17 protein-coding genes and 1 pseudogene are annotated in these 20,461 nt (G+C 69.0%); 6 read left to right on the top strand and 12 right to left on the bottom strand.

The features are described from left to right. Positions 1-92: 92 nt before the first annotated feature. Positions 93-1,031, bottom strand: a complete 939-nt coding sequence (locus tag ACFYXF_RS22400; protein ID WP_389351619.1) for a nuclear transport factor 2 family protein — start codon at positions 1,029-1,031, stop codon at positions 93-95. Positions 1,032-1,177: 146 nt separating this feature from the next. Between ACFYXF_RS22400 and ACFYXF_RS22395 the strand changes: the two genes are divergently transcribed. After that, the gene (locus ACFYXF_RS22395) at positions 1,178-2,170 is read left to right on the top strand and encodes an aldo/keto reductase (protein WP_389351617.1); all 993 of its coding nucleotides are present in this window, start codon (positions 1,178-1,180) and stop codon (positions 2,168-2,170) included. Between the two features lie 261 nt (positions 2,171-2,431). Here ACFYXF_RS22395 and ACFYXF_RS22390 read toward each other — a convergent pair whose 3' ends face one another. After that, entirely contained in the window at positions 2,432-2,914 is a 483-nt protein-coding gene (locus ACFYXF_RS22390) for a hypothetical protein (RefSeq protein WP_389351615.1), read from the bottom strand. Positions 2,915-2,991: 77 nt separating this feature from the next. Here ACFYXF_RS22390 and ACFYXF_RS22385 point away from each other — a divergent pair, with 77 nt between their 5' ends. Continuing rightward, positions 2,992-3,759, top strand: a complete 768-nt coding sequence (locus ACFYXF_RS22385; RefSeq protein ID WP_389351614.1) for a transposase — start codon at positions 2,992-2,994, stop codon at positions 3,757-3,759. Positions 3,760-3,983: 224 nt separating this feature from the next. Here ACFYXF_RS22385 and ACFYXF_RS22380 read toward each other — a convergent pair. Next, positions 3,984-4,129, bottom strand: a pseudogene (locus tag ACFYXF_RS22380) (cobyrinic acid a,c-diamide synthase); the annotation flags it as partial. Continuing rightward, positions 4,093-4,677 carry an RNA 2',3'-cyclic phosphodiesterase gene (gene thpR, locus ACFYXF_RS22375; RefSeq protein ID WP_389351612.1) on the bottom strand — a complete coding sequence of 195 codons (585 nt, stop codon included), beginning with the start codon at positions 4,675-4,677 and terminating at the stop codon, positions 4,093-4,095. The pseudogene ACFYXF_RS22380 and the gene thpR, both read right to left, overlap by 37 nt. Before the next feature lie 88 nt (positions 4,678-4,765). On the opposite strand from thpR, the gene ACFYXF_RS22370 reads away from it, so the two are divergent. Further along, a complete protein-coding gene (locus ACFYXF_RS22370; RefSeq protein WP_389351610.1) occupies positions 4,766-5,494 on the top strand; it encodes a DUF4239 domain-containing protein in 729 nt (242 codons plus the stop codon). Here the strand turns inward: ACFYXF_RS22370 and ACFYXF_RS22365 are convergent. From ACFYXF_RS22365 to ACFYXF_RS22355, 3 genes are all read right to left on the bottom strand, one after another. Further along, positions 5,474-7,105 carry an IS200/IS605 family accessory protein TnpB-related protein gene (locus tag ACFYXF_RS22365; RefSeq protein WP_389351609.1) on the bottom strand — a complete coding sequence of 544 codons (1,632 nt, stop codon included), beginning with the start codon at positions 7,103-7,105 and terminating at the stop codon, positions 5,474-5,476. The genes ACFYXF_RS22370 and ACFYXF_RS22365 overlap by 21 nt on opposite strands. 264 nt (positions 7,106-7,369) lie before the next feature. Next, the gene (locus ACFYXF_RS22360) at positions 7,370-8,797 is read right to left on the bottom strand and encodes an MFS transporter (RefSeq protein ID WP_389351607.1); all 1,428 of its coding nucleotides are present in this window, start codon (positions 8,795-8,797) and stop codon (positions 7,370-7,372) included. Between the two features lie 80 nt (positions 8,798-8,877). After that, positions 8,878-9,315: a MarR family transcriptional regulator gene (locus ACFYXF_RS22355; RefSeq protein WP_319095470.1), complete on the bottom strand. Its 438-nt coding sequence runs from the start codon at positions 9,313-9,315 to the stop codon at positions 8,878-8,880. A gap of 154 nt (positions 9,316-9,469) precedes the next feature. Here ACFYXF_RS22355 and ACFYXF_RS22350 point away from each other — a divergent pair, with 154 nt between their 5' ends. Further along, a complete protein-coding gene (locus tag ACFYXF_RS22350; RefSeq protein ID WP_369037399.1) occupies positions 9,470-9,652 on the top strand; it encodes a ribbon-helix-helix protein, CopG family in 183 nt (60 codons plus the stop codon). Between the two features lie 7 nt (positions 9,653-9,659). Here the strand turns inward: ACFYXF_RS22350 and ACFYXF_RS22345 are convergent, their stop codons facing one another. Continuing rightward, positions 9,660-11,072, bottom strand: coding sequence for an NCS2 family permease (locus ACFYXF_RS22345; protein ID WP_389351605.1), 1,413 nt, complete (start codon positions 11,070-11,072; stop codon positions 9,660-9,662). 113 nt (positions 11,073-11,185) lie between these two features. Between ACFYXF_RS22345 and ACFYXF_RS22340 the strand changes: the two genes are divergently transcribed. Together ACFYXF_RS22340 and ACFYXF_RS22335 are read left to right on the top strand one after the other, a co-directional pair. Further along, on the top strand, positions 11,186-11,446 hold the full coding sequence (locus ACFYXF_RS22340; RefSeq protein WP_389351603.1) for a DUF2530 domain-containing protein: 261 nt from the start codon (positions 11,186-11,188) through the stop codon (positions 11,444-11,446). Positions 11,447-11,666: 220 nt separating this feature from the next. Further along, positions 11,667-14,087, top strand: a complete 2,421-nt coding sequence (locus tag ACFYXF_RS22335) for a cation-translocating P-type ATPase (RefSeq protein ID WP_389351602.1) — start codon at positions 11,667-11,669, stop codon at positions 14,085-14,087. 15 nt (positions 14,088-14,102) lie between these two features. On the opposite strand, the gene ACFYXF_RS22330 is transcribed toward ACFYXF_RS22335, so the two are convergent. The 4 genes from ACFYXF_RS22330 to ACFYXF_RS22315 form a co-directional block, all read right to left on the bottom strand. Continuing rightward, positions 14,103-15,029 (bottom strand): hypothetical protein, encoded by a 927-nt coding sequence (locus tag ACFYXF_RS22330; protein WP_389351600.1) that lies wholly within the window; start codon positions 15,027-15,029, stop codon positions 14,103-14,105. A 195-nt stretch (positions 15,030-15,224) separates the two neighbouring features. Continuing rightward, the gene (locus tag ACFYXF_RS22325; protein WP_389351598.1) at positions 15,225-16,151 is read right to left on the bottom strand and encodes a hypothetical protein; all 927 of its coding nucleotides are present in this window, start codon (positions 16,149-16,151) and stop codon (positions 15,225-15,227) included. A 15-nt stretch (positions 16,152-16,166) separates the two neighbouring features. Beyond that, positions 16,167-16,964, bottom strand: coding sequence for a hypothetical protein (locus ACFYXF_RS22320; RefSeq protein WP_389351596.1), 798 nt, complete (start codon positions 16,962-16,964; stop codon positions 16,167-16,169). A gap of 224 nt (positions 16,965-17,188) precedes the next feature. Next, positions 17,189-20,332 (bottom strand): sacsin N-terminal ATP-binding-like domain-containing protein, encoded by a 3,144-nt coding sequence (locus tag ACFYXF_RS22315; RefSeq protein WP_389351594.1) that lies wholly within the window; start codon positions 20,330-20,332, stop codon positions 17,189-17,191. Positions 20,333-20,461 lie beyond the last annotated feature (129 nt).

Here is a 20,461-nt window from a genome sequence, read left to right as displayed (position 1 = left end):
GCACGACTCCGGGTAGGACAAACGCGATCGGGCGACGCCAGCCACACTTGCGTCGCCCGACCACCGTCGGAACTCAGAACCTCGTACTGCCGTCAGAACATGGTGTTGTCGTTGGCCGAGGTGGCCGGAACGTCCTGGAGCACATCCCAGTGCTCGACGATCTTCCCGCCCCGTACCCGGAACAGATCCACGACGGCCTGCCCGCGCTCACCGGGCGCGCTGACGTAGTGGCTGTGGACGGCGACCAGATCCCCTTCCGCCACAACTCGCTTACGGGACACAGCCAACTCGGGGAACGCCCGGAAGTACGCCCCGAGCCCCTCTCGCACACCAGCCACACCGTCCGCGATGCCGGGATTGTGCTGGTGGTACTCGGACCCCCAGTACACGTCCAGCGCGGACAGGTCCTTGTCGACGATGAGCCGGTCGAACGCCCTGGTCACGAGCCGCTTGTTGTGGTCGGTGAGCCACCGCGGCCCCGGCTGCCCGCTCCGCGGCCAACTGACCGTCGAGAACATGTCGTTGCCGTTGACGCTGCTGTCCGGGACGTTCTGCCCGGTGTCCCAGTGCTCGGCGATCTTCCCACCCCGGAACCGGAAGATGTCGAATACGGCCGAGCCCCGACTCCCCGGCGTCAGCACGACGTTGGAGTGCACGAGGACGAGGTCGCCCTCGGAGATGACCCGCTTGATGTCGTACCTGGCGTCGGGGAACTGCTGGTGCACCCCGGTGGCCAGGTTCTTCAACGGCCCGGAGCCGTCGGCCGCGAGGGGGTTGTGCTGGATGTAGTCGGCCCGCACGAACCGGTCCACGACAGCGGTGTCCCCGCGCTCGAACACGCCCTTGAGGACGCGTACGACGACGTCCTTCTGGTAGTCGAGCCGGGCGCCGTCACCGACGTACCCGCCGAAGGCATGCCGCCCACTGGCGGACGACGGCGAGGCGACGGCCGGCACGGTCGCGGCGCCCAGCAGGGCGGACGCGGCGAGGGCGGCGACAAGGATGCGGCGAGCGGGCATGTGGGGGGACACGATGCTCCCTTTCGTAGAATCTTGAAACTTAAAACGAGTAACGCTGTGCATACGTAAGCACTAACCATGAGTTAGCGTCAAGGTCCGATGTGGCCGCCCAACCCACCCTTGCTTAGAGCGCACTCCACGACGTTGGCTGAGGAGTCATGAAGTACACGCAGCTCGGACGCACAGGACTCAAGGTCAGCAGGCTCGTGCTCGGGACCATGAACTTCGGCCCCCAGACCGACGAAGCCGACAGCCACGCGATCATGGACGCGGCCCTGGACACGGGAATGAACTTCTTCGACACCGCCAACGTCTATGGCTGGGGCGAGAACAAGGGCCGTACGGAAGAGATCATCGGGAACTGGTTCGCCAAGGGCGACGACCGTCGCGACAAGGTGGTCCTCGCCACCAAGGTGTACGGCAACATGGCCGCCGACGGCGACGCGTGGCCCAACCACGACAAGCTCTCCGCGCTCAACATCCGCCGCGCGGTGGACGCGTCGCTCAAGCGCCTGCAGACCGACTACATCGACGTCTACCAGTTCCACCACATCGACCGCTCGACCTCCTTCGAGGAGATCTGGCAGGCGATCGACGTACTCGTACAGCAGGGCAAGATCCTCTACGCGGGGTCGTCCAACTTCCCGGGCTACAAGATCGCCCAGGCCAACGAGATCGCCGCCCGCCGCGGCGGCACCATCGGCCTCGTCAGCGAGCAGTGCCTCTACAACCTCGCCGAGCGGCGCGCCGAGATGGAGGTCATCCCGGCCGCGCAGGAGTACGGGCTCGGAGTCATCCCCTGGTCGCCGTTGCATGGCGGACTGCTGGGCGGGGTCATCAAGAAGGAGATCCAGGGCGGCCGACGCGCGAGCGGCCGCGCGGCCGACACCCTGGCCGACCCTGCCAAGCGCGCACAGATCCAGGCTTACGAGGACCTGCTCGACAAGCACGGCATCGAGCCCGGCGAGGCGGCTCTCGCCTGGCTGCTGACCCGCCCCGGAGTGACCGGCCCGATCGTCGGCCCGCGCACAGCCGAGCAGTTGGAGTCGGCGGTACGGGCGTCCGAGCTGGAGCTGAACGACGAACTACTGACCACGCTGGACGAGATCTTCCCGGGCCCCGGCCCGTCACCGGAGGCGTTCGCCTGGTAGACGGGCGGGAGGCGTAGCGAGTGGGCGGCGACCGTAGCGAGCAGGCGGCGGCCGTAGAAGGTGGGCGGCAGCCGTAGCAGGCGGGCAGCGGCCGTAGCGAGCGGGCGGCCGTCGCCGAAGATGGGCAGCCGTCGCAGAAGGTGAGCGGCAGCCGTAGCAGGTGGGCGGCGGTCGAGGCGTAGGTCGAAGCCGGGGCTCCGGCCTAAGGGCTGTCCCGTAACTGGGCGGAGAGACCAACGGCCCCATGGCCACGGCGCCGTCTCACGTGGCTGACCTCAGAAGGGTGTCTCGCCACTCGTCCATCACATCGCGGGACTCGTCCAGGGCGGGATCGCGGCTTCCGCTAGGTGCGTAGGCAGGTGACCGGTCTGCGCGGAGCGGCACATGGGCGCAGTACCAGGCCCGCTTGGCGCCTGCTTGCTCCGTGTCCGTGCCGGTCCGTAGATAGTCGAGCAGTGCGGTCATGACTCGGCGGCGTCCGAAGGCGTAGACCGCGGGTTCGACGAACCAGCGGCAGAAGCTGGGGTCCGGGTCGTAGACAGCCGCAGTCAGCAGCGGGGCGAAGAACTCCTCGGGCAGGTGGGCGAGTTCGAGCAGCGGCTTGCGCACAGCATGGGCCAAGTGCCGTGCGCGGCGGGCTTCCGGCACGTCGGCCGCATCCCCGAGATCCATCAGCCGTGCCACCTCGATGGCACATGACAGGAAGGAGCGCGCGGCGGGCTTGGTGTGCTCTTCGTCGGCCATGACGGCATTCTTGACCGGCTCGGGCCGAGAACGCACGGGGGCGGTGGCTGCTTCTCGCCGAGTGAAACGATCATGTGGTGGCTGGTGTGATCACGGCGTCAGTGCCGTCCTGGATAGAGCCCTTCACCGGATTGAGTTTGCGCTGCTTCGGCACGTTGGTTGCCTCGGTGCGACGCGAGCAAGCTTCGGATCAGCAGCGCGGCCGGCCCTGGAGCCTGCCGCTGGAGGACCGTGTCCTGTTGGTGACGGCGTACTGGCGCACGAACTTGACGATGCGGCAACTTGCTCCGTTGTTCGGGATCTCCAAGTCGGCCGCTGACCGGATCATCGACCACATGGGTCCGTTGCTGGCGCTTCGGCAGCGGAAGCAGTTCCGCAAGGACACCGTGCTCATCGTCGACGGCACCCTGGTGCCCACCCGCGACCACTCGGTCGCCGAGCAGTCGAAGAACTACCGCTATTCCACTGCCCACCAGGTCGTCATCGACGCTGACACCCGGCTGGTCGTCCTGGTCGGTCGCCCCTTGCCGGGAAACCGGCACGATGCCCGCGGCTGGGAGGAATCTGGGGCGAAGGCTGCCGTCGGCGCCACAATGACCATCGCCGACGGCGGCTACCAGGGTACCGGCCTGGTCGTCCCCCATCGCCGCCGCAAGGGCGAGGAACTCGCGGCCTGGAAGGAAAGGAACAATCGCTCCCACAAACAGGTCCGCGCTCGTGTTGAGCACACCTTCGCGCGGATGAAGGGCTGGAAGATCCTTCGCGATTGTCGCCTCAAAGGCAACGGCGTGCACCACGCCATGCCCGGCATCGCCCGCCTGCACAATCTCACCATTGGCGGGTAGCCGAGCAGCCCGCACAGCGCGACCACCCACACCTCGGTCTACACCAAAGAATCGGTTACGGGACAACCCTTAGGCCATCACTTCCCGACCGCCGCCGCCACGGCAACCACCACGAACATCAGCACGAGCGCACCGGCCATCACCCGGTTCCGGATTTTCGGATTCACACGGCCGAGCCTAACGGGCCGCCTCTCGACCCGGCCCGCCCACCCCAGGCACCCGCTCAGCCCGTCCGGCGCTTGAGGACCAGCGCGTTCAGCGCGAAAGGGGGGTCTGGGGGCGCAGCCCCCAGGGATGGGACGGGTAGGGGCGGCGGGGGCGAAAAACACCTCCCTACACCCCACCCCGCAGGCCAGGCCCCAGCGGCCAACGGTCGACCACCTCGTACCGCGGCTGCTCCCCCGGCACCCCCGACTTAGGCAGGTTGCTGCGCACGAGCGCCAGGTCGCCCACCGTCCAGGTGCGGCTCGTATACGCGTCCAGGGCCTCGACGTACGGCCCTGCCTCAAAGGCCTCGCGGCTGCGGGCCACGGTGAGGTGGGGCTTGTAGTGCCGGTGCTCCCTCATCTCGACGCCCGCCTTCCGGGCCGCCGCCTCCGCCCGCTCGGCCAACAGCCGCAGCACGTCCAGCTCACCGGCGGCGCCCGCCCACAGCGCCCGCCCGTGCCCGAACTGCCCGCCCCCGCGCACCGCCAGCGCGAACGGCTCCGTACGGTGCGCGGCCCGCTCCAGCCTCGCCGACAGATCCGGTACGACGTCCTCGTCGACCTCGCCGTAGAAGGCGAGCGTGAAGTGCCAGCCGGGTACGCCGGTCCAGCGCAGCGTGTCCGCGCCCGGCAGGCTCCTCAACCCGGCCACCTCGGCGGCGAGTTCACGGGTCACGTCCTCCGGGGGCAGCACGGCGGCGAAGAGTCTCATGAGCGTCACCCTTCCAGGGAATGGATCATCCGGCGAGCCACCCGCACCATGAACATGGGCGGGGACAAGGGGGACGGGGGACGTCTGCATGCCCATTCTCGGAATCGTGCTGCTCCTGGGCGGCTCGGCCATGGCGACGACGGCGGTCTTCGTGGTCGCGCGGCTCGTGCCGGTGGCCCGGCGCAAGGCTCACAACGACATCCTCGGGTACGTGTACGCGGAGATAGGCGTGATCTACGCCGTCGTCCTCGCCATGGTCGTCGTCGGCGTGTGGGAGACCCGGTCGCAGGCCCACGAGAACACGTACACCGAGACCAACGCGCTGCTCCAGCTCACCTGGTACAGCAGCTCGCTGCCCCAGCCCGACCGCACCCGCCTGGGCACCCTGGTCGAGCGGTACACCGGCACGGTGATCGACGACGAGTGGCCGCTGCTGGCCGAGCAGCGGGACGACCCGGCGGCCTGGCGGCAGTTCACCGAGATCCGCTCCCTCGTGAACACGCAGGAACCCGCGACGGGCGCGGACCAGGTCGTCCGTTACGAGGGTGCCCTGGAGGCCGTCGCCCAGCTCGGGGACGCCCGCCACGAGCGCGTCAACGAGGCCGCGACGGCCGGCGTACCCGCCCTGCTGTGGACGGCTCTGCTCCTGGGCGCCCTGGTAACCGTCGGGTTCGTCTACCTCTTCGGCGTGGAGAGCCTGCGCGCCCACGCGGGCGTGGTCTTCTCACTGACGTTCATCGTGGGCGTGATGCTGCTGATCGTCTATGAGTTCAACTACCCGTTCAGCGGACCGTTCCTAAGAACTGAGCGGGAGTGAGTCCTGTTGCCAGGACCCATGCTCAGCCGAACGCCCCGGACGGTGTTGGGCGTTCTGGTTGCCCGCGTTCGCTCCGCGTCCGGCGCCTACGGATCGTGTCCGTGGTCCGGGAATGCGGGGGCGGGTTCCCTCACGCCCAAGGATGCCCAGCCTGGCCTGGACGGTCCGATGCCCTTGCTCATCACTCCGGTGAGCAGGGGGCGGTGTCGTCCGTCGCCGGATCGGGTGTCCCTGGGCGCGCCTTCCGATCGCCACGGCAGCAGCATCGTGGCGGGTGGTCTTGCGGGTCGTGCTGGTGAGGGGTTTCTGCCAGTGCTGGGCGCCCCAGCGGCTGGTGTAGGCGGGGTCGACGGCGATGACCGCGATACCCGTGTGATCCGCCATCGAGGCCAGCCGGGTGCGGAGTTTGCCGGTGGGCATGCCGGAGATCAGCTGGCGGAAGCGTTTGCGGCGGCCGTGTTTCTCCCGGGTTTTCTCCGCGGCGAAGTCCAGGTCCTCGACCGCGATCGCCTTGACGCCGCAGCTGCGGGCCCAGTACAGGAGGCGGGTGAGGGCGTGGCGGACCTGGGCGTCCCGGTGCTGGGTGGTGCCGGTGAGGTCGTAGAAGAAGCGGCGCGGGCTGCCGGTGGGGTTGCCGTGGGTGTCGAGGTGCCAGGCGGCGACGTGGTCGGCGTTCATGTCGACGCCGATCACACCGTGGGCGAGCGCGGCCTCGATCGGGATGGATGGGGCGGGCGGGATCTGCCAGGAGGCGGTCAGATACCAGCGGTCCCGGCCGGTATCCAGGTGGATGCGGTAGGCCACGGCCCGGTTGGCCGCGACTCTGTCGGCCCACTCAGTGCCCCGGTGGGCGAAGGTGACCTGACATGCGAGGACGTAGCGGCCGTGCGGGGCGTTGGCCAGATGCGCGAGCGGCACGGGGAGCTTGATGCTCGCCTCGCCGTCCGGGCTGATGCGGATGGTCTCGTTGCCGTAGCGCTTGCCGGACTCACCGTCCGCGTGGCAGAACCAGCGCTCCGCCTCCCAACGACCACGCCACGCGGACTCCGTGAGCTGGGCCGCATCCAGGTGGTGGCGGGTGCGGGCCAGCGGCTTGCCGCCCCGTACGACGTGTACGACTCCGGCCTCGCGGTCGGCCCGCACAGCAGTCAGCCGGTCCTCAAGCACCCGCAGACGACGCGACTTCGCATGCCACTCACACCGGGACCGGTAACCCCCGGGTGCCTTCTTCGTTCCCTTCTGTCCGACCGGCTGGGACAGCCGGCGCTCGATGGTGCGGATGCCGGCTTCCAGGTTCTGGATGTGCGCCGACTGGCAGCGGCGGGCCAGTGCCCACTGGTCGTGCGTGGCCTTGGTGATACTGCCCGCCCACCGCGACGACGACAGCGGCGTCAGCTCCCGCTTACGCACCGCCCACGTCTCACCGGAGTGCTCCAGGCCGTCCCGGCAGCGTGCCTTGAGGTCTTTCGAGGCCAGCGACCCCAGATGCGCGCCCACCAGGCACAGCACCTTCTCATCGCCGGGCGTCAGGTGCTTGAGGCGGGTCCGGACGGCCACACCACTCGGGCCGGACGCGACGAACGGCGCCGCGATAGTCCTCAGCTCACTCACCCCGTCACCCCCGCCCGACTCCACCCGAAGATCCCGTCGTCATGGGAAACGAGCACGCCCCATGAAGGTCACGCATTCGATGAAAGAACGTCAGTTCGCCACCGAGAACCGGCCCCATGGTCGAGGTACGCGGCACAACGCAGACCAGCAGCGCTCACTCCCGCTCACCAGAACGTTCTTGAAGGCATTCCAGCGGCAACAGTTCCAGACCCCTCAAGGTGAACCCCACGGCGTTCCAACTGGCCCTGGAACGCATGAGGTCGATCATCTGACGGACACGGCCGAGGGGACCGGCTCCGACAACTCCTGTTCCTGTGCCCGAGGTTCCTGCTGGTCCTGTTCGCGCTTGAGGAGGAGGACGCGCGGACGCCCGGAGTTCCAGACGACCGAGACCCGCAGGCCACCCACGCGCGTGAGAACCAGGCCGATCGTCAGGGCGGCGGTCGTCGCGACGATGCCGCCGAAGGCGAGGCCGACCCGGGGGCCGTACGCGTCCGTGATCCAGCCGACTATCGGCGCGCCCAGCGGCGAACCGCCCATGAAGACCATCATGAACAGGGCCATGACCCGGCCGCGCATGGCGGGGTCGGTGGCCATCTGGACCGAGGTGTTCGCGGTGACGTTGACCGTGAGGCCCGCGATCCCGATCGGGATCATCAGCAGCGCGAACAGCCACAGGGACGGGGCCACCGCGGCCACGATCTCCAGTGCGCCGAAGGCCACGGCCGCCGCGACGAGGACGCGCAGCTTCGCCGTACCGCGCCGGGCGGCGAGCAGGGCGCCGGTGAGCGAACCGACCGCCATCAGCGTGTTGAAGAGGCTGTACGCGCCGGCGCCCGCGTGGAAGACGTCGTCCGCGTACGCCGACAGGAAGACCGGGAAGTTGAAGCCGAAGGTGCCGATGAACCCGATGAGGACGATCGGCCAGATCAGCTCGGGCCGCCCGGCGACATAGTGCAGGCCCTCGCGCAGCTGCCCCTTGGCACGCGGCGCCCGCTCCACGGCGTTCAGTTCGCGGGAGCGCATGAGCAGCAGACTGGCGATGGGGGCGACGAAGGAGAGCCCGTTGGCGAGGAAGGCCCAGCCCGTGCCGACCCCGGTGATCAGCAGCCCGGCGACGGCGGGTCCGACGAGGCGGGCGGACTGGAAGTTCGCGGAGTTCAGGCTGACGGCGTTCTGAAGCTGATCCGGCTTGACCATCTCGGAGACGAAGGACTGCCGGGCCGGGTTGTCGACGACCGTGGCGAGACCGACGGCGAAGGCGGCGAGGTAGACGTGCCACACCTCGACGTCGCCGGAGAGTGTCAGCACGGCGAGCGCGAGGCCGGTGAGGGCCATCAGCGTCTGGGTGACGAGCAGCGTGGGGCGCTTGGGCAGCCGGTCGACGAGGACACCGCCGTACAGGCCGAAGAGCAGCATCGGCAGGAACTGGAGCGCGGTGGTGATGCCGACGGCGGTCGAGGAGCCGGTGAGGCTGAGGACCAGCCAGTCCTGGGCGATGCGCTGCATCCAGGTGCCGGTGTTGGAGACGACCTGGCCGAGGAAGAAGAGGCGGTAGTTCCGGACCTTCAGCGAGCTGAACATCTCGGACTTGCGGGTGCGTCCGGTGGGGGTCGGCGTGGGGGTGGGGGTGGGCGGGGAGTCGTGGGTGGCTGGTGCGGGGGCGGAATCTGCTCCGGGTCCCGAACTCAAAACGGTCGCCTCCTTGCGGGGTCCTGCTTGGGGGTGCTGCTGGGGTCCTGCTTACGGATACGCGGGCTACGGATGCGCGGCTACAGATGCGCGAGCTTCTCCAGGACGGGGGCGGCGGCACGCAGCTTGGCCCACTCGTCCTCGTCGAGGTCCTCGACCAGACCGGCCAGCCAGGCGTTCCGCCTGCGACGGCTCTCTTCGAGCATCGCCTCGGCGGTCTCGGTCTGGGTGACGACCTTCTGGCGCCGGTCCTCGGGGTGCGGCTCCAGCCTGACCAGTCCCTTGCCCTCCAGCAACGCGACAATGCGGGTCATCGAGGGCGGCTGCACATGCTCCTTGCGGGCAAGCTCACCCGGCGTGGCCGAGCCGCAGCGGGCGAGGGTGCCCAGCACCGACATCTCGGTGGGGCTCAGCGACTCGTCGACCCGCTGGTGCTTGAGTCGGCGCGACAGGCGCATCACGGCGGAGCGCAGTGAGTTCACGGCGGCAGCGTCGTCGCCATGGGTTAGGTCCGGCATGTTCTTTAGCATAACTCATTACCCTGACTAAAGACCACCCGTGACGCGCCGGGATGCCCGTGACAAGGGCCACCGAATCTCCACATCACCCATACGAGTGAGTCGAACGCAAAAAGCCCCCCATCGCCCCGCACCCGCCCGCGACCCTCGTTCCATGGGGACCAGCGTGCTCAGCCTGCGGATAGACGGGGAGCTGCTCGACCGGCTCCGGGACCATGCGGCGAAAAGGGGAATGAGCGTCCAGGACTACGTGGTCGGGACGCTCGTCCGGGACGACTTCGACGAGCGGTTCCAGACCGCGGTCGAGGAGACGGAGAGGTTCTACGGGGTCACGTGAGCGGAGGTCACGTGAGGCCCAGGGCAGGCATCAGGTAGTAGAACCCGAAGACGCCGGCGACGACGTACATGGCCACCGGGACGTCACGCCCCCGTCCGGCCGCCAGTCTCAGCACGACGAAGGTGATGAAGCCCATGCCGATGCCGTTGGTGATCGAGTAGGTGAACGGCATCATCACCATCGTCACGAAGGCCGGAATGGCGATCGTGCGGTCGTCCCAGTCGATCTCCCTGACCGAGCCGGCCAGGATCAGGAAGCCGACGGCGAGCAGCGCAGGGGTGGCGGCCTGGGACGGAACCATGGTCGCCACAGGGGTCAGGAACAGCGCGACGGCGAAGAGGGCCCCCGTGACGACGTTCGCGAACCCGGTCCGTGCGCCCTCCCCGACACCGGCGGTGGACTCGACGAAGCAGGTGGTGGCGGAAGAGGAACTCACGCCACCCGCGGCAACGGCAATACCGTCAACGAACAAGACCTTGTTGATGCCGGGCATATTGCCCCGGGCATCGGTCAACCTGGCCTCGTCACCGACACCCATGATCGTGCCCATGGCGTCGAAGAAGCACGAGAGCAGCACGGTGAACACGAAGAGGGTGCCGGTCAGCACACCGACCTTGTCGAACCCGCCGAAGAGACTGACCTTGCCGATGAGCCCGAAGTCCGGGCTGGCGACCGGGTTGCCGGGCCACTTGGGCGTGGTGAGCCCCCAGGAGGACACGGAAGCGACGGCATCGATGACCATGGCAAGCACGGTCATGGCGACGATGGAGATGAGAATCGCGCCGGGCACCTTGCGGGTGATGAGCGCGAGGGTGAGCAGAGCACCCAGCACGAAGACGAGAACCGGCCAGCCATTGAGATGACCGTCGCCGCCGAGCTGGAGCGGAACGGTGGTCTGGGCGGCATCCGGAATCCGGCTCACGAACCCGGAGTCGACGAGCCCGATCAGCATGATGAACAGCCCGATGCCGATGGAGATGCCCTTGCGCAGCCCGAGCGGCACGGCGTTCATGACCCGCTCACGCAAGCCGGTGGCAACAAGCAGCATCACAACAAAACCCGCGAGTACGACCATGCCCATGGCGTCCGGCCAGGACATACGGGGTGCGAGCTGGAGTGCGACGACGGTGTTGACCCCGAGCCCCGCCGCCAGCGCGATGGGCACGTTGCCGACAACACCCATCAGCAGTGTGGTGAAGGCGGCGGTCACGGCGGTGGCGGTGACCAGCTGACCGTTGTCCAGCTGATGGCCGTACATGTCCTTGGCGCTGCCGAGGATGATCGGGTTCAGCACGATGATGTAGGCCATCGCGAAGAAGGTGGCGAACCCGCCGCGGACCTCCCGGGACAGGGTGCTGCCCCGTTCGGAGATCTTGAAATAGCGGTCGAGGGCGGCCGTGGCGGGGGCCGAGGTGGACATGCGCGCTCATGTTTCTGTTGGCGTTTCGTACGAAAGAAATGAGCCAGGCTCAAGTCGTTTCAGTATGAACATATGAGGCCGGATTGACGAATCGGGCCTCGTAAGCTGTGCCCATGGCGAAGTGGACACCGAAGCACGAGGCGCCGGCACCCCTGGAGGGCCCCGTCGTCGCCACCATCACAGGCGGCACGATCCTCTGGTTCGTCCTCTTCCTGGCCCAGCTCCCCTTCTACGGCTGGTACGCGGACCACAACCACGAGTGGTGGGTGTGGACGTGCCTCGCGGGGGCGGGCCTGGGCCTGATCGGGATTTGGTACGTCCGGAAACGGGACGCGGCGATCAGACGGTCCCATTCCAGCCCGTCCGGCGATTGAGGACGAGCGCGTTCAGCGCGATGGGGGGTCTGGGGGCGCAGCCCCCAGGAACGGGATGGGACGGGCAGGGGCGGCGGGGGCGAAAACCCATCCACCCGCACCCCCTACACACCCCCGACTACAACCACCGCACCATTTCCCACCCCACCCCTCCTCCCCAGGTCGGATCTTTGCCGCACTCAACGGGTGAAGCCCCAAATCCACCCGTACCGTCGAACACATGACGCACATCGACGCCGGCGCCGAACTCGATCCTGTGCACCCCGTACCCCTGCCCCTCCCCAGCGCGCCCCACAGCAGCACCCCCCGCGCACAAGGCCTCACCACCACCGAGGTAGCCGAACGCGTCGCCCGCGGCGAGGTAAACGACGTCCCGGTACGCAGCAGCCGCAGCATCGCCGAGATCGTCCGCGCGAACGTCTTCACCCGCTTCAACGCGATCATCGGCGTCCTCTGGCTGATCATGATGTTCGTCGCCCCGTTCCAGGACACCCTGTTCGGCTACGTCATCCTCGCCAACACCGGCATCGGCATCATCCAGGAGTGGCGGGCGAAGAAGACCCTCGACTCCCTCGCCGTGATCGGCGAGGCCAAACCGACGGTCCGCCGCGACGGCGTCGCCGCGGAGGTCAGCAACTCCGAGATCGTCCTCGGGGACCTGATCGAGATCGGCCCCGGCGACAAGATCGTCGTGGACGGCGAATGCGTGGAGGCAGACGGCCTCGAAATCGACGAGTCCCTGCTCACCGGCGAGGCCGACCCCGTCGTGAAGCAGCCCGGCGACCAGGTCATGTCGGGGAGCTTCGTGGTCGCGGGCGGCGGCGCGTTCACGGCGACGAAGGTCGGCCGCGAGGCGTACGCGGCCCAACTCGCCGAAGAGGCCTCCCGCTTCACCCTCGTCCACTCGGAACTCCGCACCGGCATCTCGACGATCCTCAAGTACGTGACCTGGATGATGGTTCCGGCCGCGATCGGCCTGGTCATCACCCAACTGGTCGTCAAGGACAACGACTTGAAGGACTCGATCGCCCGCACGGTCGGCGGGATCGTCCCGATGGTCCCGGAGGGCCTCGTCCTCCTCACCTCCGTCGCCTTCGCGATCGGTGTCATCCGGCTCGGCCGACAGCAGTGCCTCGTACAGGAGCTGCCCGCCATCGAGGGCCTCGCCCGCGTCGACACGGTCTGCCTGGACAAGACGGGCACGCTGACCGAGGGCGGCATGGACGTGACCGAGCTGCGCGCCCTCAACGGCAGCGACGAGACGTACGTACGCAGGGTCCTGGGCGCCCTCGGCGAATCGGACCCCCGCCCGAACGCCTCCCTCCAGGCCATCATCGACGCCTACCCGGACAGCGAGGACTGGCGCTGCACGGAATCGCTCCCCTTTTCCTCGGCGCGCAAGTACAGCGGCGCGTCGTTCAGCGAGGGCAACGGCGAGAGCAGCACCTGGCTCCTGGGCGCCCCGGACGTGTTGCTCTCGCCCCAGGACCCGGCCCTCGCCGAGACGGACCGCCTGAACCAGGCCGGCCTGCGCGTCCTCCTCCTCACTCGCGCCACCCGCGACCTCGGCCACCCGGAGGTGGCCACCAACACATCCCCAACGGCTCTGGTCGTCCTGGAGCAGCGTCTGCGCCCCGATGCCGCCGACACCCTCCGCTACTTCGCCGAGCAGGACGTCGACGCGAAGGTCATCTCGGGTGACAACGCGGTGTCGGTCGGCGCGGTGGCGAGCAAACTGGGCCTGACCGGCACGACGGTGGACGCCCGCCAACTCCCCACCGAGACACAGGAGATGGCGCAGGCGCTCGACGAGGGCACGGTGTTCGGCCGGGTCACCCCGCAGCAGAAGCGGGACATGGTGGGCGCGTTGCAGTCACGCGGGCACACGGTGGCGATGACGGGCGACGGCGTGAACGACGTACTGGCCCTGAAGGACGCCGACATCGGCGTGGCGATGGGATCGGGTTCGGAGGCGACACGGGCCGTGGCCCAGATCGTCCTGCTCAACAACAGCTTCGCGACGCTGCCTTCGGTGGTGGCCGAGGGCCGCAGGGTCATCGGCAACATCACGCGAGTAGCAACCCTCTTCCTGGTGAAAACGGTCTACTCGGTCCTCCTGGCTGTCCTGGTGGTCTGCTGGCAGGTCGAATACCCCTTCCTGCCACGCCACTTGACCCTGCTCTCCACCCTGACGATCGGCGTCCCGGCGTTCTTCCTGGCCCTGGCCCCCAACAAGGAGCGCGCGAGGCCCCACTTCGTACGCCGGGTCATGCGCTACTCGATCCCGGGCGGCGTACTGGCAGGAGTGGCAACCTTCGCCACGTACCTGATAGCCCGTCACTACTACACAGGAGAGGGCGCGTTGGACGCGGAAACAAGCGCGGCGACGTTGACCCTGTTCCTGATCTCGATGTGGGTGCTGGCGATCATCGCCCGCCCGTACACCTGGTGGCGGATCGCCCTGGTCGCGTCGATGGGCGCGGGCTTCCTGCTGGTGCTGGTCGTACCGCCGCTCCAGGAGTTCTTCGCGCTGAAGCTGGTGGGGACGACGATGCCGTGGATCGCGGTGGGTATCGCGACGGTGGCGGCGGCCATCCTGGAGCTCCTGTGGAGGTGGGTGGACCGCCGCTTCCCGGCGTAGTTCGTACGGGTGCGCCTACTTCACGTCGATGAAGTCGGCGGCGGCGCTGGCGCCCACGGTGGTCTTGGTCCCCGCGAAGACGTACTTGAAGAACCCGTCGGCGGTCGCCTTGACGGTGGTCTTCAGGTCACCCGTGGTGGTCGTCTTGATGGTCTTGACGACGGTGTAGGTGGTGGTGCCGTTCTTACGGAACTGGAGCTGCACCGGCTGGGTCGCGTACCCGGTGTAGTTGGGCCCGTCCCAGTTGGCGCGGGTCAGCTTGCCGGTGACGGTGATGGTCTTGCCCTTCTTCACCGGCTCCGGGGTGGCGTTGACCGTCAGCTTGGAGACGCGCCGCACGGTCGTGGTGCCGAGGTCGCCCTGCTGGGCGATGCCGACCTTGGACGGGTCGAAGGTGTCGCTCTCGGGGTCCTGCCCGTTGAAGGCGATGGCGAGCCCGCCGGCCGTCCAGGTGGCCCCGGCGTCGGTGTTGGTCAGGTCGCCCTCGCCCGGGTAGATGTCGAGGTTGGCCTTGCAGTTGGCGGTCGTGGTCGAGGTGGCCGTGCAGGTGCCGGCCTTCTCGCCGAAGATCACGTTGTCCGGCGTCGCGAAGTCGCCCCGGTACAGGTACGGCCCGCTGTCGAAGTCGGCGGCCTTGATGTTGACCTCGGTGCCGTGGGTCAGCGTGTAGGTGACCGGGACGACGAGGTGTCCACCGGCACCGGCGTTGATCGACTTGGCGACCTTGAAGTTGGAGAAGCTGACGTTCAGCTTGTACGGCTCGTCGGCGGCGACGGGCGAGGTGATGAACGCGGACCTGCCGCCCGCCAGGATCTTCGCGGCGGCCGCGTGGTAGCCGGAGTCGGCACCGGAGGCGTGGACATCGGCCTGCGCGGCCGGCACGGCGAGGGCGGAGAGGGCCAGGGCGCCGGAGACGGCGGCCACAGTGGCACGTATACGCATGCGTGTTCCCCAAGGAGGAGAAGGTGATCGTGGAGCCTGTTGGCCCCCATGATCAGATCCCTTGCGGGGGTGGTTGGTTGCGCGGGGGTGACGTAATTTTGCGCACCCCTTACACACACGCCCGCCGCCGGCCCCGGGAACGCGGGAGCCGGCGGCGGTACACACACTGCGTGGCGGCTACTTCACCCCCGCTGACTACTTCACATCGATGAAGTCGGTCGCGGAACCGAGGGCGGCGGTGGTCGCGGTGCCCGCGAAGACGTACCGGAAGTACCCGTCGACGTTCGCCTTGACGGTCGTCTTCAGGTCACCCGTGGTGGTCGTCTTGATGGTCTTCAGGGTGGTGTAGGTGCTGGTGCCGTTCTTACGGAACTGCAGCTTCACCGGCTGGCTGGCGTACCCGGTGTAGTTGCCGGCGTCCCAGTTGGCGCGGGTCAGCTTGCCGGTGACGGTGATGGTCTTGCCCTTCTTCACCGGCTCCGGGGTGGCGTTGACCGTCAGCCTGGAGTGACGCAGGAGGTTGGGGCCGGCGATGCCGTCCTTCTCGACGTATCCGACCTTCGTGACGTCGAAGTCGTCGCTGCTGAGATCCTGACCGTTCCAGGCGATCGCGTACGCGTACGCCTTCCACTTCCCGGCGGTCTCGTTGAACAGGTCCTCGCTCGGGCTGATCACGATGGACTGGGTGCAGTTGGCGACGGTCGCCGAAACGGCCTTGCAGCTGGCCCAGTCGTCGCCGAACAGCCCGAACTCGGAGTCGATGTACGTCGTGCCGTAGTACAGCTCGACGTCGGTGAAGAAGTCCTCGGCGGCGATGTCGACATCGGCACCGTGGGTCAGCGTGTAGGTGATCGGCACGGTCAGCTTGCCCGTGGTGCCCGCCACGATCGACCTGCCGTTGTTGACCTTGATGTTGGAGAAGGAGGCGTTCAGAACGTACGGCTCGGCGACAGCGGCGGCCGAGGCACTGAACGCGGACTTGCCGGAGGCGGCCTGCCCGGCCTCACGGACCTTGGCGACATCGGCCCGGGACACCGAACCGTCGGCCTGCGCGGCAGGCACGGCAAGGGCGGAGAGGGCCAGGGCGCCGGAGACGGCGGCCACGGTGGCACGTATACGCATGCGTGTTCCTTTTCTCTACTTCACGTCGATGACGTCACCGATGGCCGTGATCGGCGCAGTCGTCGTCGAGCCCGCGAAGGCGAAGCGGTAGGTGCCGTCGACCGACGCCTTGACGGTCGTCTTCAGGGCGCCCGCGGCACCCGCCTTGACCGTCTTGACGGTGGTGTAGGTGCTGGCGCCCGTCTTCTTGAACTGGAGGGTCACCGGGGCGTTGACGTAGCCCCCGTACTTGTTGGTGTTCCAGTTGGCGCGGGTCAGGGTGCCCTTGACCGTGATGGTCGCGCCCTTCCTGACCGGCTCCGGGGTGGCGTCGGTGTTGAGCTTGGAGTGGAACTTGATCTGGGTGGTGCCGAGATCGCCCTGGGCCTTGTATTCGCCCTCGCCCGCGATGTCGACGGCGACGGCGCCCACCTTCCACGTGCGCGCGTCCGTGTTCCGGAGCCTGGCGTCTTCTCCGCTGGTGTGCAGGGCGAAGGTGGACTTGCAGCTGGCGGTGGTCGTCGAGGTGGCCGTGCAGGTCGCGGGGTCTTCACCGCCGAGGCGGACCTTGTCCACGTCGACGGTCCCCACGTAGAGGAACGGAAGGACCAGGAGCTTGTCCGAGCTGATGTCGAGGCCCTCGGCGTGCTTGAACGTGTACGTCACCGGCACGGTCGCGGTCCCGGTGGCCTTGGCCACGATCGGCTTGCCGTTGTTGATCGTCACCTTCGTGAAGGTGACGTCGGGCGCCGAGGCGGCGTGCGCGGCGGGCACGGCGAAGGCGGAGAGGGCCAGGGCGCCGGACACGGCGGCCACAGTGGCACGTATGCGCATGCGTTTCCCCAAGTGGAGAAAGGGGGTCCGGCGGTGGCCGTCCGTACGGAATCCATCCGTCACGGATCGTGGTCGCACCAGGACCCAAATGATCTTGGAGTCTGTTGACTCGCTCGCTCAGATCCGTGACGGATGGGAATGGTTGTACGGAAGTTGCGGAAGTTTTGAAGACCGCGCAGATTTTTACGTACGCATTACCGCAGCACCCCCACCGCCCCCGCGCCTCAGTCGAACCAGCGGTCCCGCGCCAGCTCCGTCGTCCTCGACGGATCCTCCAGCAGCGCCGCCACCTCGAACCGGCGCGGCCACTGGCCGGCCGCCCAGGCGAGCCCCGCCGCGACGCCCTCCAGCGTCGAGGCGTGCAGCACCCCGTCCCGCGTCCGTCGCCAGTCCAGCTCCACGCCGTCGACGACCAGCTCCTCGTGCTCGACGTACGTCGCCGGGGTCGCCGGACCGAGCAGCACCCGTACCGACTCCGGTACGTCGTGCTCCGCGCCCTCCGAGGTCACCTCGCCGGTCACCGACTCGCTGAGCCGCCGTACCTGGAACAGTTCCGCCAGCTCGGCCGCCCGCGCCGGGCGTACGGGGAGCAGCGGCACCCCCGCCGTGAAGGGCAGCAGGTCGGGCGAGTCGACGACCACGGCGTCGGCCGCGTCCACCACCTCCACGTGACCGTCGACCACCGCCCGCAAGTCATCGGGCAGCGTGACCTGTTCGGGGTCGAGGTCGGCCAACGCCCCGTAGAGGGCGTGCAGTTGGACCCCGCTCACGTCCCGGTCCGGGTCGGCGAGGCGGTCGAGGAGTTCGGCCGCGCCGCCCGGCTCGTCGAGGAGCGCGGCCACCGACGTCCGTACGCCCAGTGCCCGCAGCACCTGCTCGTCGTCGAACCCGGTCGCGTCGGCCTCCTCGTACAGGCCGCGCAGGAGCGGGTCGCCGCCCGCCGCGAGGAGACCGGCCGGCCTGCGCCCGTCCAGCACCGGGTTTCCGCGCAGCCACCAAGCCGTGTACGGCCGTACGAGTTCATGCGTGCCGTCGGGCAGCAGGACCCGCACCGGCTGGACGATCGCGTCCCGCAGCGGCGGCTGGGCCAACAGCGCCAGGGCCTGGGGCCAGCGGTCCTCGTCCACCAGGTCCAGGTCCCGTACCGCTACCAGTTCCGTGGCGACGGGAGGCACCGGTGAGTCCGGGAAGCGGTCGAGGATGTCCTCGCTCCACACGTCCACGGCGTCGAGCAGGCCCGGGTCGTCGGGTTCGGCGAAGTCGCTGTCCCGGGGCTCCAGTTCGTCCGGGTCGAGGACGACGTCGGTGGCGCGGACGAGCGCGAAGTTGGCGAGGACTCCGCATGCGGCGAGGGGCTGCTCGCCCCACCTGTCCGCCAACTCGGCGTCCACCGCCGCCAGTTCGCCCTCCCTGATGACCTCGGCGAACGGGCTGCCGGGGAGGACGAGTTCACCGGCGGGGGCCAGCTCGCCGTCCTCGTCGGGGAGAGCGAGGGCGCCGAGCCAGGGCTCGTCACCGGGTTCGAGGCCCGCGTCCCGGACCAGGGCGAGGACCGTGTCGGCCAACTCGTCGGCGTCCGGGGCGTCTTCGTCGTCCCACGCCATGACGGCGTCCTCGTCGAGGGAGGCGGCGACGGCGGCCCGTACCTGGGGAGTCGTGAGGACGGCTCGCGGGGTGGCCGGGAGGGCGCCCAGCTTCTCCAACAGGGGGTGCGCGGCGTCCGGGTGGGCAACCTTGAGGCCGAGGCGGGCGAGCGTCTCGGGTGCGGGCGCGCCCTGCCCCTCCCCACTCGTGGGCAGCAGAACCTGGCGGGGGCCGATGGTCGTACGCCCGTCGGCGAGCGGCACGGGCAGTCCGGTCAGCCGGTCGGGGTCGACGCCGGCCAGGCTGTCGTACAGCCGGTGCCACCACTCGGGCGCCTTCTCCAGGCCCGCAAGCCGGTCGACGGCGTCGGTCAGCGGGACGCGGGCGACGCCCAACGTCCGCAGTTCCACCCGGCGTTCGAGCCCGCCGGGCAGCAGCGTGGGCAGCACCTCGGCGAGGACGCGCACGGTGTCAGCCCCGGCACCCTCGACGACCTCCGCGTCACGGGGCCGGAGGGCGGAGGGCAGTTCCTCATCATCACCCGGGTCAAGTGCGGGCGGCAGGAAGGCGGTTCGCGGCAGCCGTTCGAGGATCGCGTGCCGCAGCTGCCCGTCCAGCTCACCCTTGCCGAGCGAGCCGGGCACGAGCGCGATGATGCCCTCGCCCACCGGGTGCCAGTCGGCGAGGAGTTCGGCGTACGCGTCGGCGGCGCGCTGCACCAGGAAGTCGGCCAGCGGGCCCGGCGCGGCATGCCGGCGGGCGGTGTCCAGCGGCAGCGAGGCGATGAGCAACGCCGGTACGCCCAGGGGCTCGTCGCTAGGTGTGGGCGCGTGTACGACGGGGCTGGTCCGGGGCGGTACGGGAGTGCCGTCGGTGTCGACGGGCACGGCCCAGGTGACCGACCAGAAGGGACGCAGCCGCTCCTCGACCGGCCGCCCGGCCAACAGGGCGGATTCCAGTGGCCCGTGCGCGGAGACGGTACGCCAACGGCTCGTACCGTCCCGCGAGTCCTCCACGAGGGTCAGGGCGTCGTCGGTGAGCCGCCGCAGCGTACGAGGGGCCTGCTCCCCCACCTCGATGACGACCTCCTCCAGACCCGGCAACGTCAGGAGCAGCGCGTCGTCGACGCCGCTGAGCAGCCGCTCCGCGAGATCCTCGGCGGCGGTGTCGCGCAAGGGGAGGATGACGGCCGTGTCGTACGGGTCGGGGGCGGTGCCCTCGGCGGCGAACGGCAGCCGGAGCAGCGGCACATGGCCGTCGCGGCGGCGGATCTCGTCACCGAGTCCGGGGCTGTGCCGGGCGGTCTCGGCGGCCAGCTCGCGGGCCTCGGCGAGCGCCCACCGCACACCGCCGTGCCGTCCGACGACGGCGGGCTCGTCGCTCACGGCGAGCACGGCGGCGAAGCCGACGCCGAACCGTCCGACGGCGCCCGTCTCCTGGCCGTCCTGGGCGTCCCGCTTGGCGGAGGCGCGCAGCGTGGAGAGGGACTCGACGCCGGTGGCGTCCAGCGGTGCACCGGTGTTGGCGGCGACGAGGACGCCGTCGCGGAGGGTGAGACGGAGCCGTCCGGGCACGCCTGCCCGCGCCGCGGCATCGGCGGCGTTCTGGGCGAGCTCGACGACGAGCCGGTCCCGGTACCCGCCGAGGACCAGATCCTCCTCGGCGTTGGCATCCTCACGGAACCTGGCGGGGCTGGTCGCCCAGGCGTCCAGAACACCCCGGCGCAGACGGGCCGTACCGAAAGGGTCCGCGCCCTCAGCTGCTGGCCGCACGAACTTGCTCACGTACGTTCACTCTCCTCATCGGCGTGAGCAAGAAGGTACCGCGCGCCGGACGGGGCCCCCGCCCACCGGACCACGAAACCGGCGCCCCTTACCATTCCCTCCGGATCACGCCCAAGCCGGCGCCGATCC

This window comes from Streptomyces sp. NPDC002680, from assembly GCF_042889145.1.
Lineage (GTDB): Bacteria > Actinomycetota > Actinomycetes > Streptomycetales > Streptomycetaceae > Streptomyces > Streptomyces adonidis.
Note: the sequence above shows the minus strand (reverse complement) of the source record. Positions and strands in the feature narration are given on the sequence as shown.

Bases quoted from the DNA above. Each gene is read 5' to 3' on its own strand.
- ACFYXF_RS22345 (WP_389351605.1), bottom strand. From the start codon at position 11,072: ATGTCCACCTCGGCCCCCGCCACGGCCGCCCTCGACCGCTATTTCAAG.
- ACFYXF_RS22390 (WP_389351615.1), bottom strand. From the start codon at position 2,914: ATGGCCGACGAAGAGCACACCAAGCCCGCCGCGCGCTCCTTCCTGTCA.
- ACFYXF_RS22320 (WP_389351596.1), bottom strand. From the start codon at position 16,964: ATGCGCATACGTGCCACTGTGGCCGCCGTGTCCGGCGCCCTGGCCCTC.
- ACFYXF_RS22350 (WP_369037399.1), top strand. From the start codon at position 9,470: ATGGGGACCAGCGTGCTCAGCCTGCGGATAGACGGGGAGCTGCTCGAC.
- ACFYXF_RS22330 (WP_389351600.1), bottom strand. From the start codon at position 15,029: ATGCGTATACGTGCCACTGTGGCCGCCGTCTCCGGCGCCCTGGCCCTC.
- ACFYXF_RS22325 (WP_389351598.1), bottom strand. From the start codon at position 16,151: ATGCGTATACGTGCCACCGTGGCCGCCGTCTCCGGCGCCCTGGCCCTC.
- ACFYXF_RS22335 (WP_389351602.1), top strand. From the start codon at position 11,667: ATGACGCACATCGACGCCGGCGCCGAACTCGATCCTGTGCACCCCGTA.
- ACFYXF_RS22395 (WP_389351617.1), top strand. From the start codon at position 1,178: ATGAAGTACACGCAGCTCGGACGCACAGGACTCAAGGTCAGCAGGCTC.
- thpR (WP_389351612.1), bottom strand. From the start codon at position 4,677: ATGAGACTCTTCGCCGCCGTGCTGCCCCCGGAGGACGTGACCCGTGAA.
- ACFYXF_RS22340 (WP_389351603.1), top strand. From the start codon at position 11,186: ATGGCGAAGTGGACACCGAAGCACGAGGCGCCGGCACCCCTGGAGGGC.
- ACFYXF_RS22370 (WP_389351610.1), top strand. From the start codon at position 4,766: ATGCCCATTCTCGGAATCGTGCTGCTCCTGGGCGGCTCGGCCATGGCG.
- ACFYXF_RS22355 (WP_319095470.1), bottom strand. From the start codon at position 9,315: ATGCCGGACCTAACCCATGGCGACGACGCTGCCGCCGTGAACTCACTG.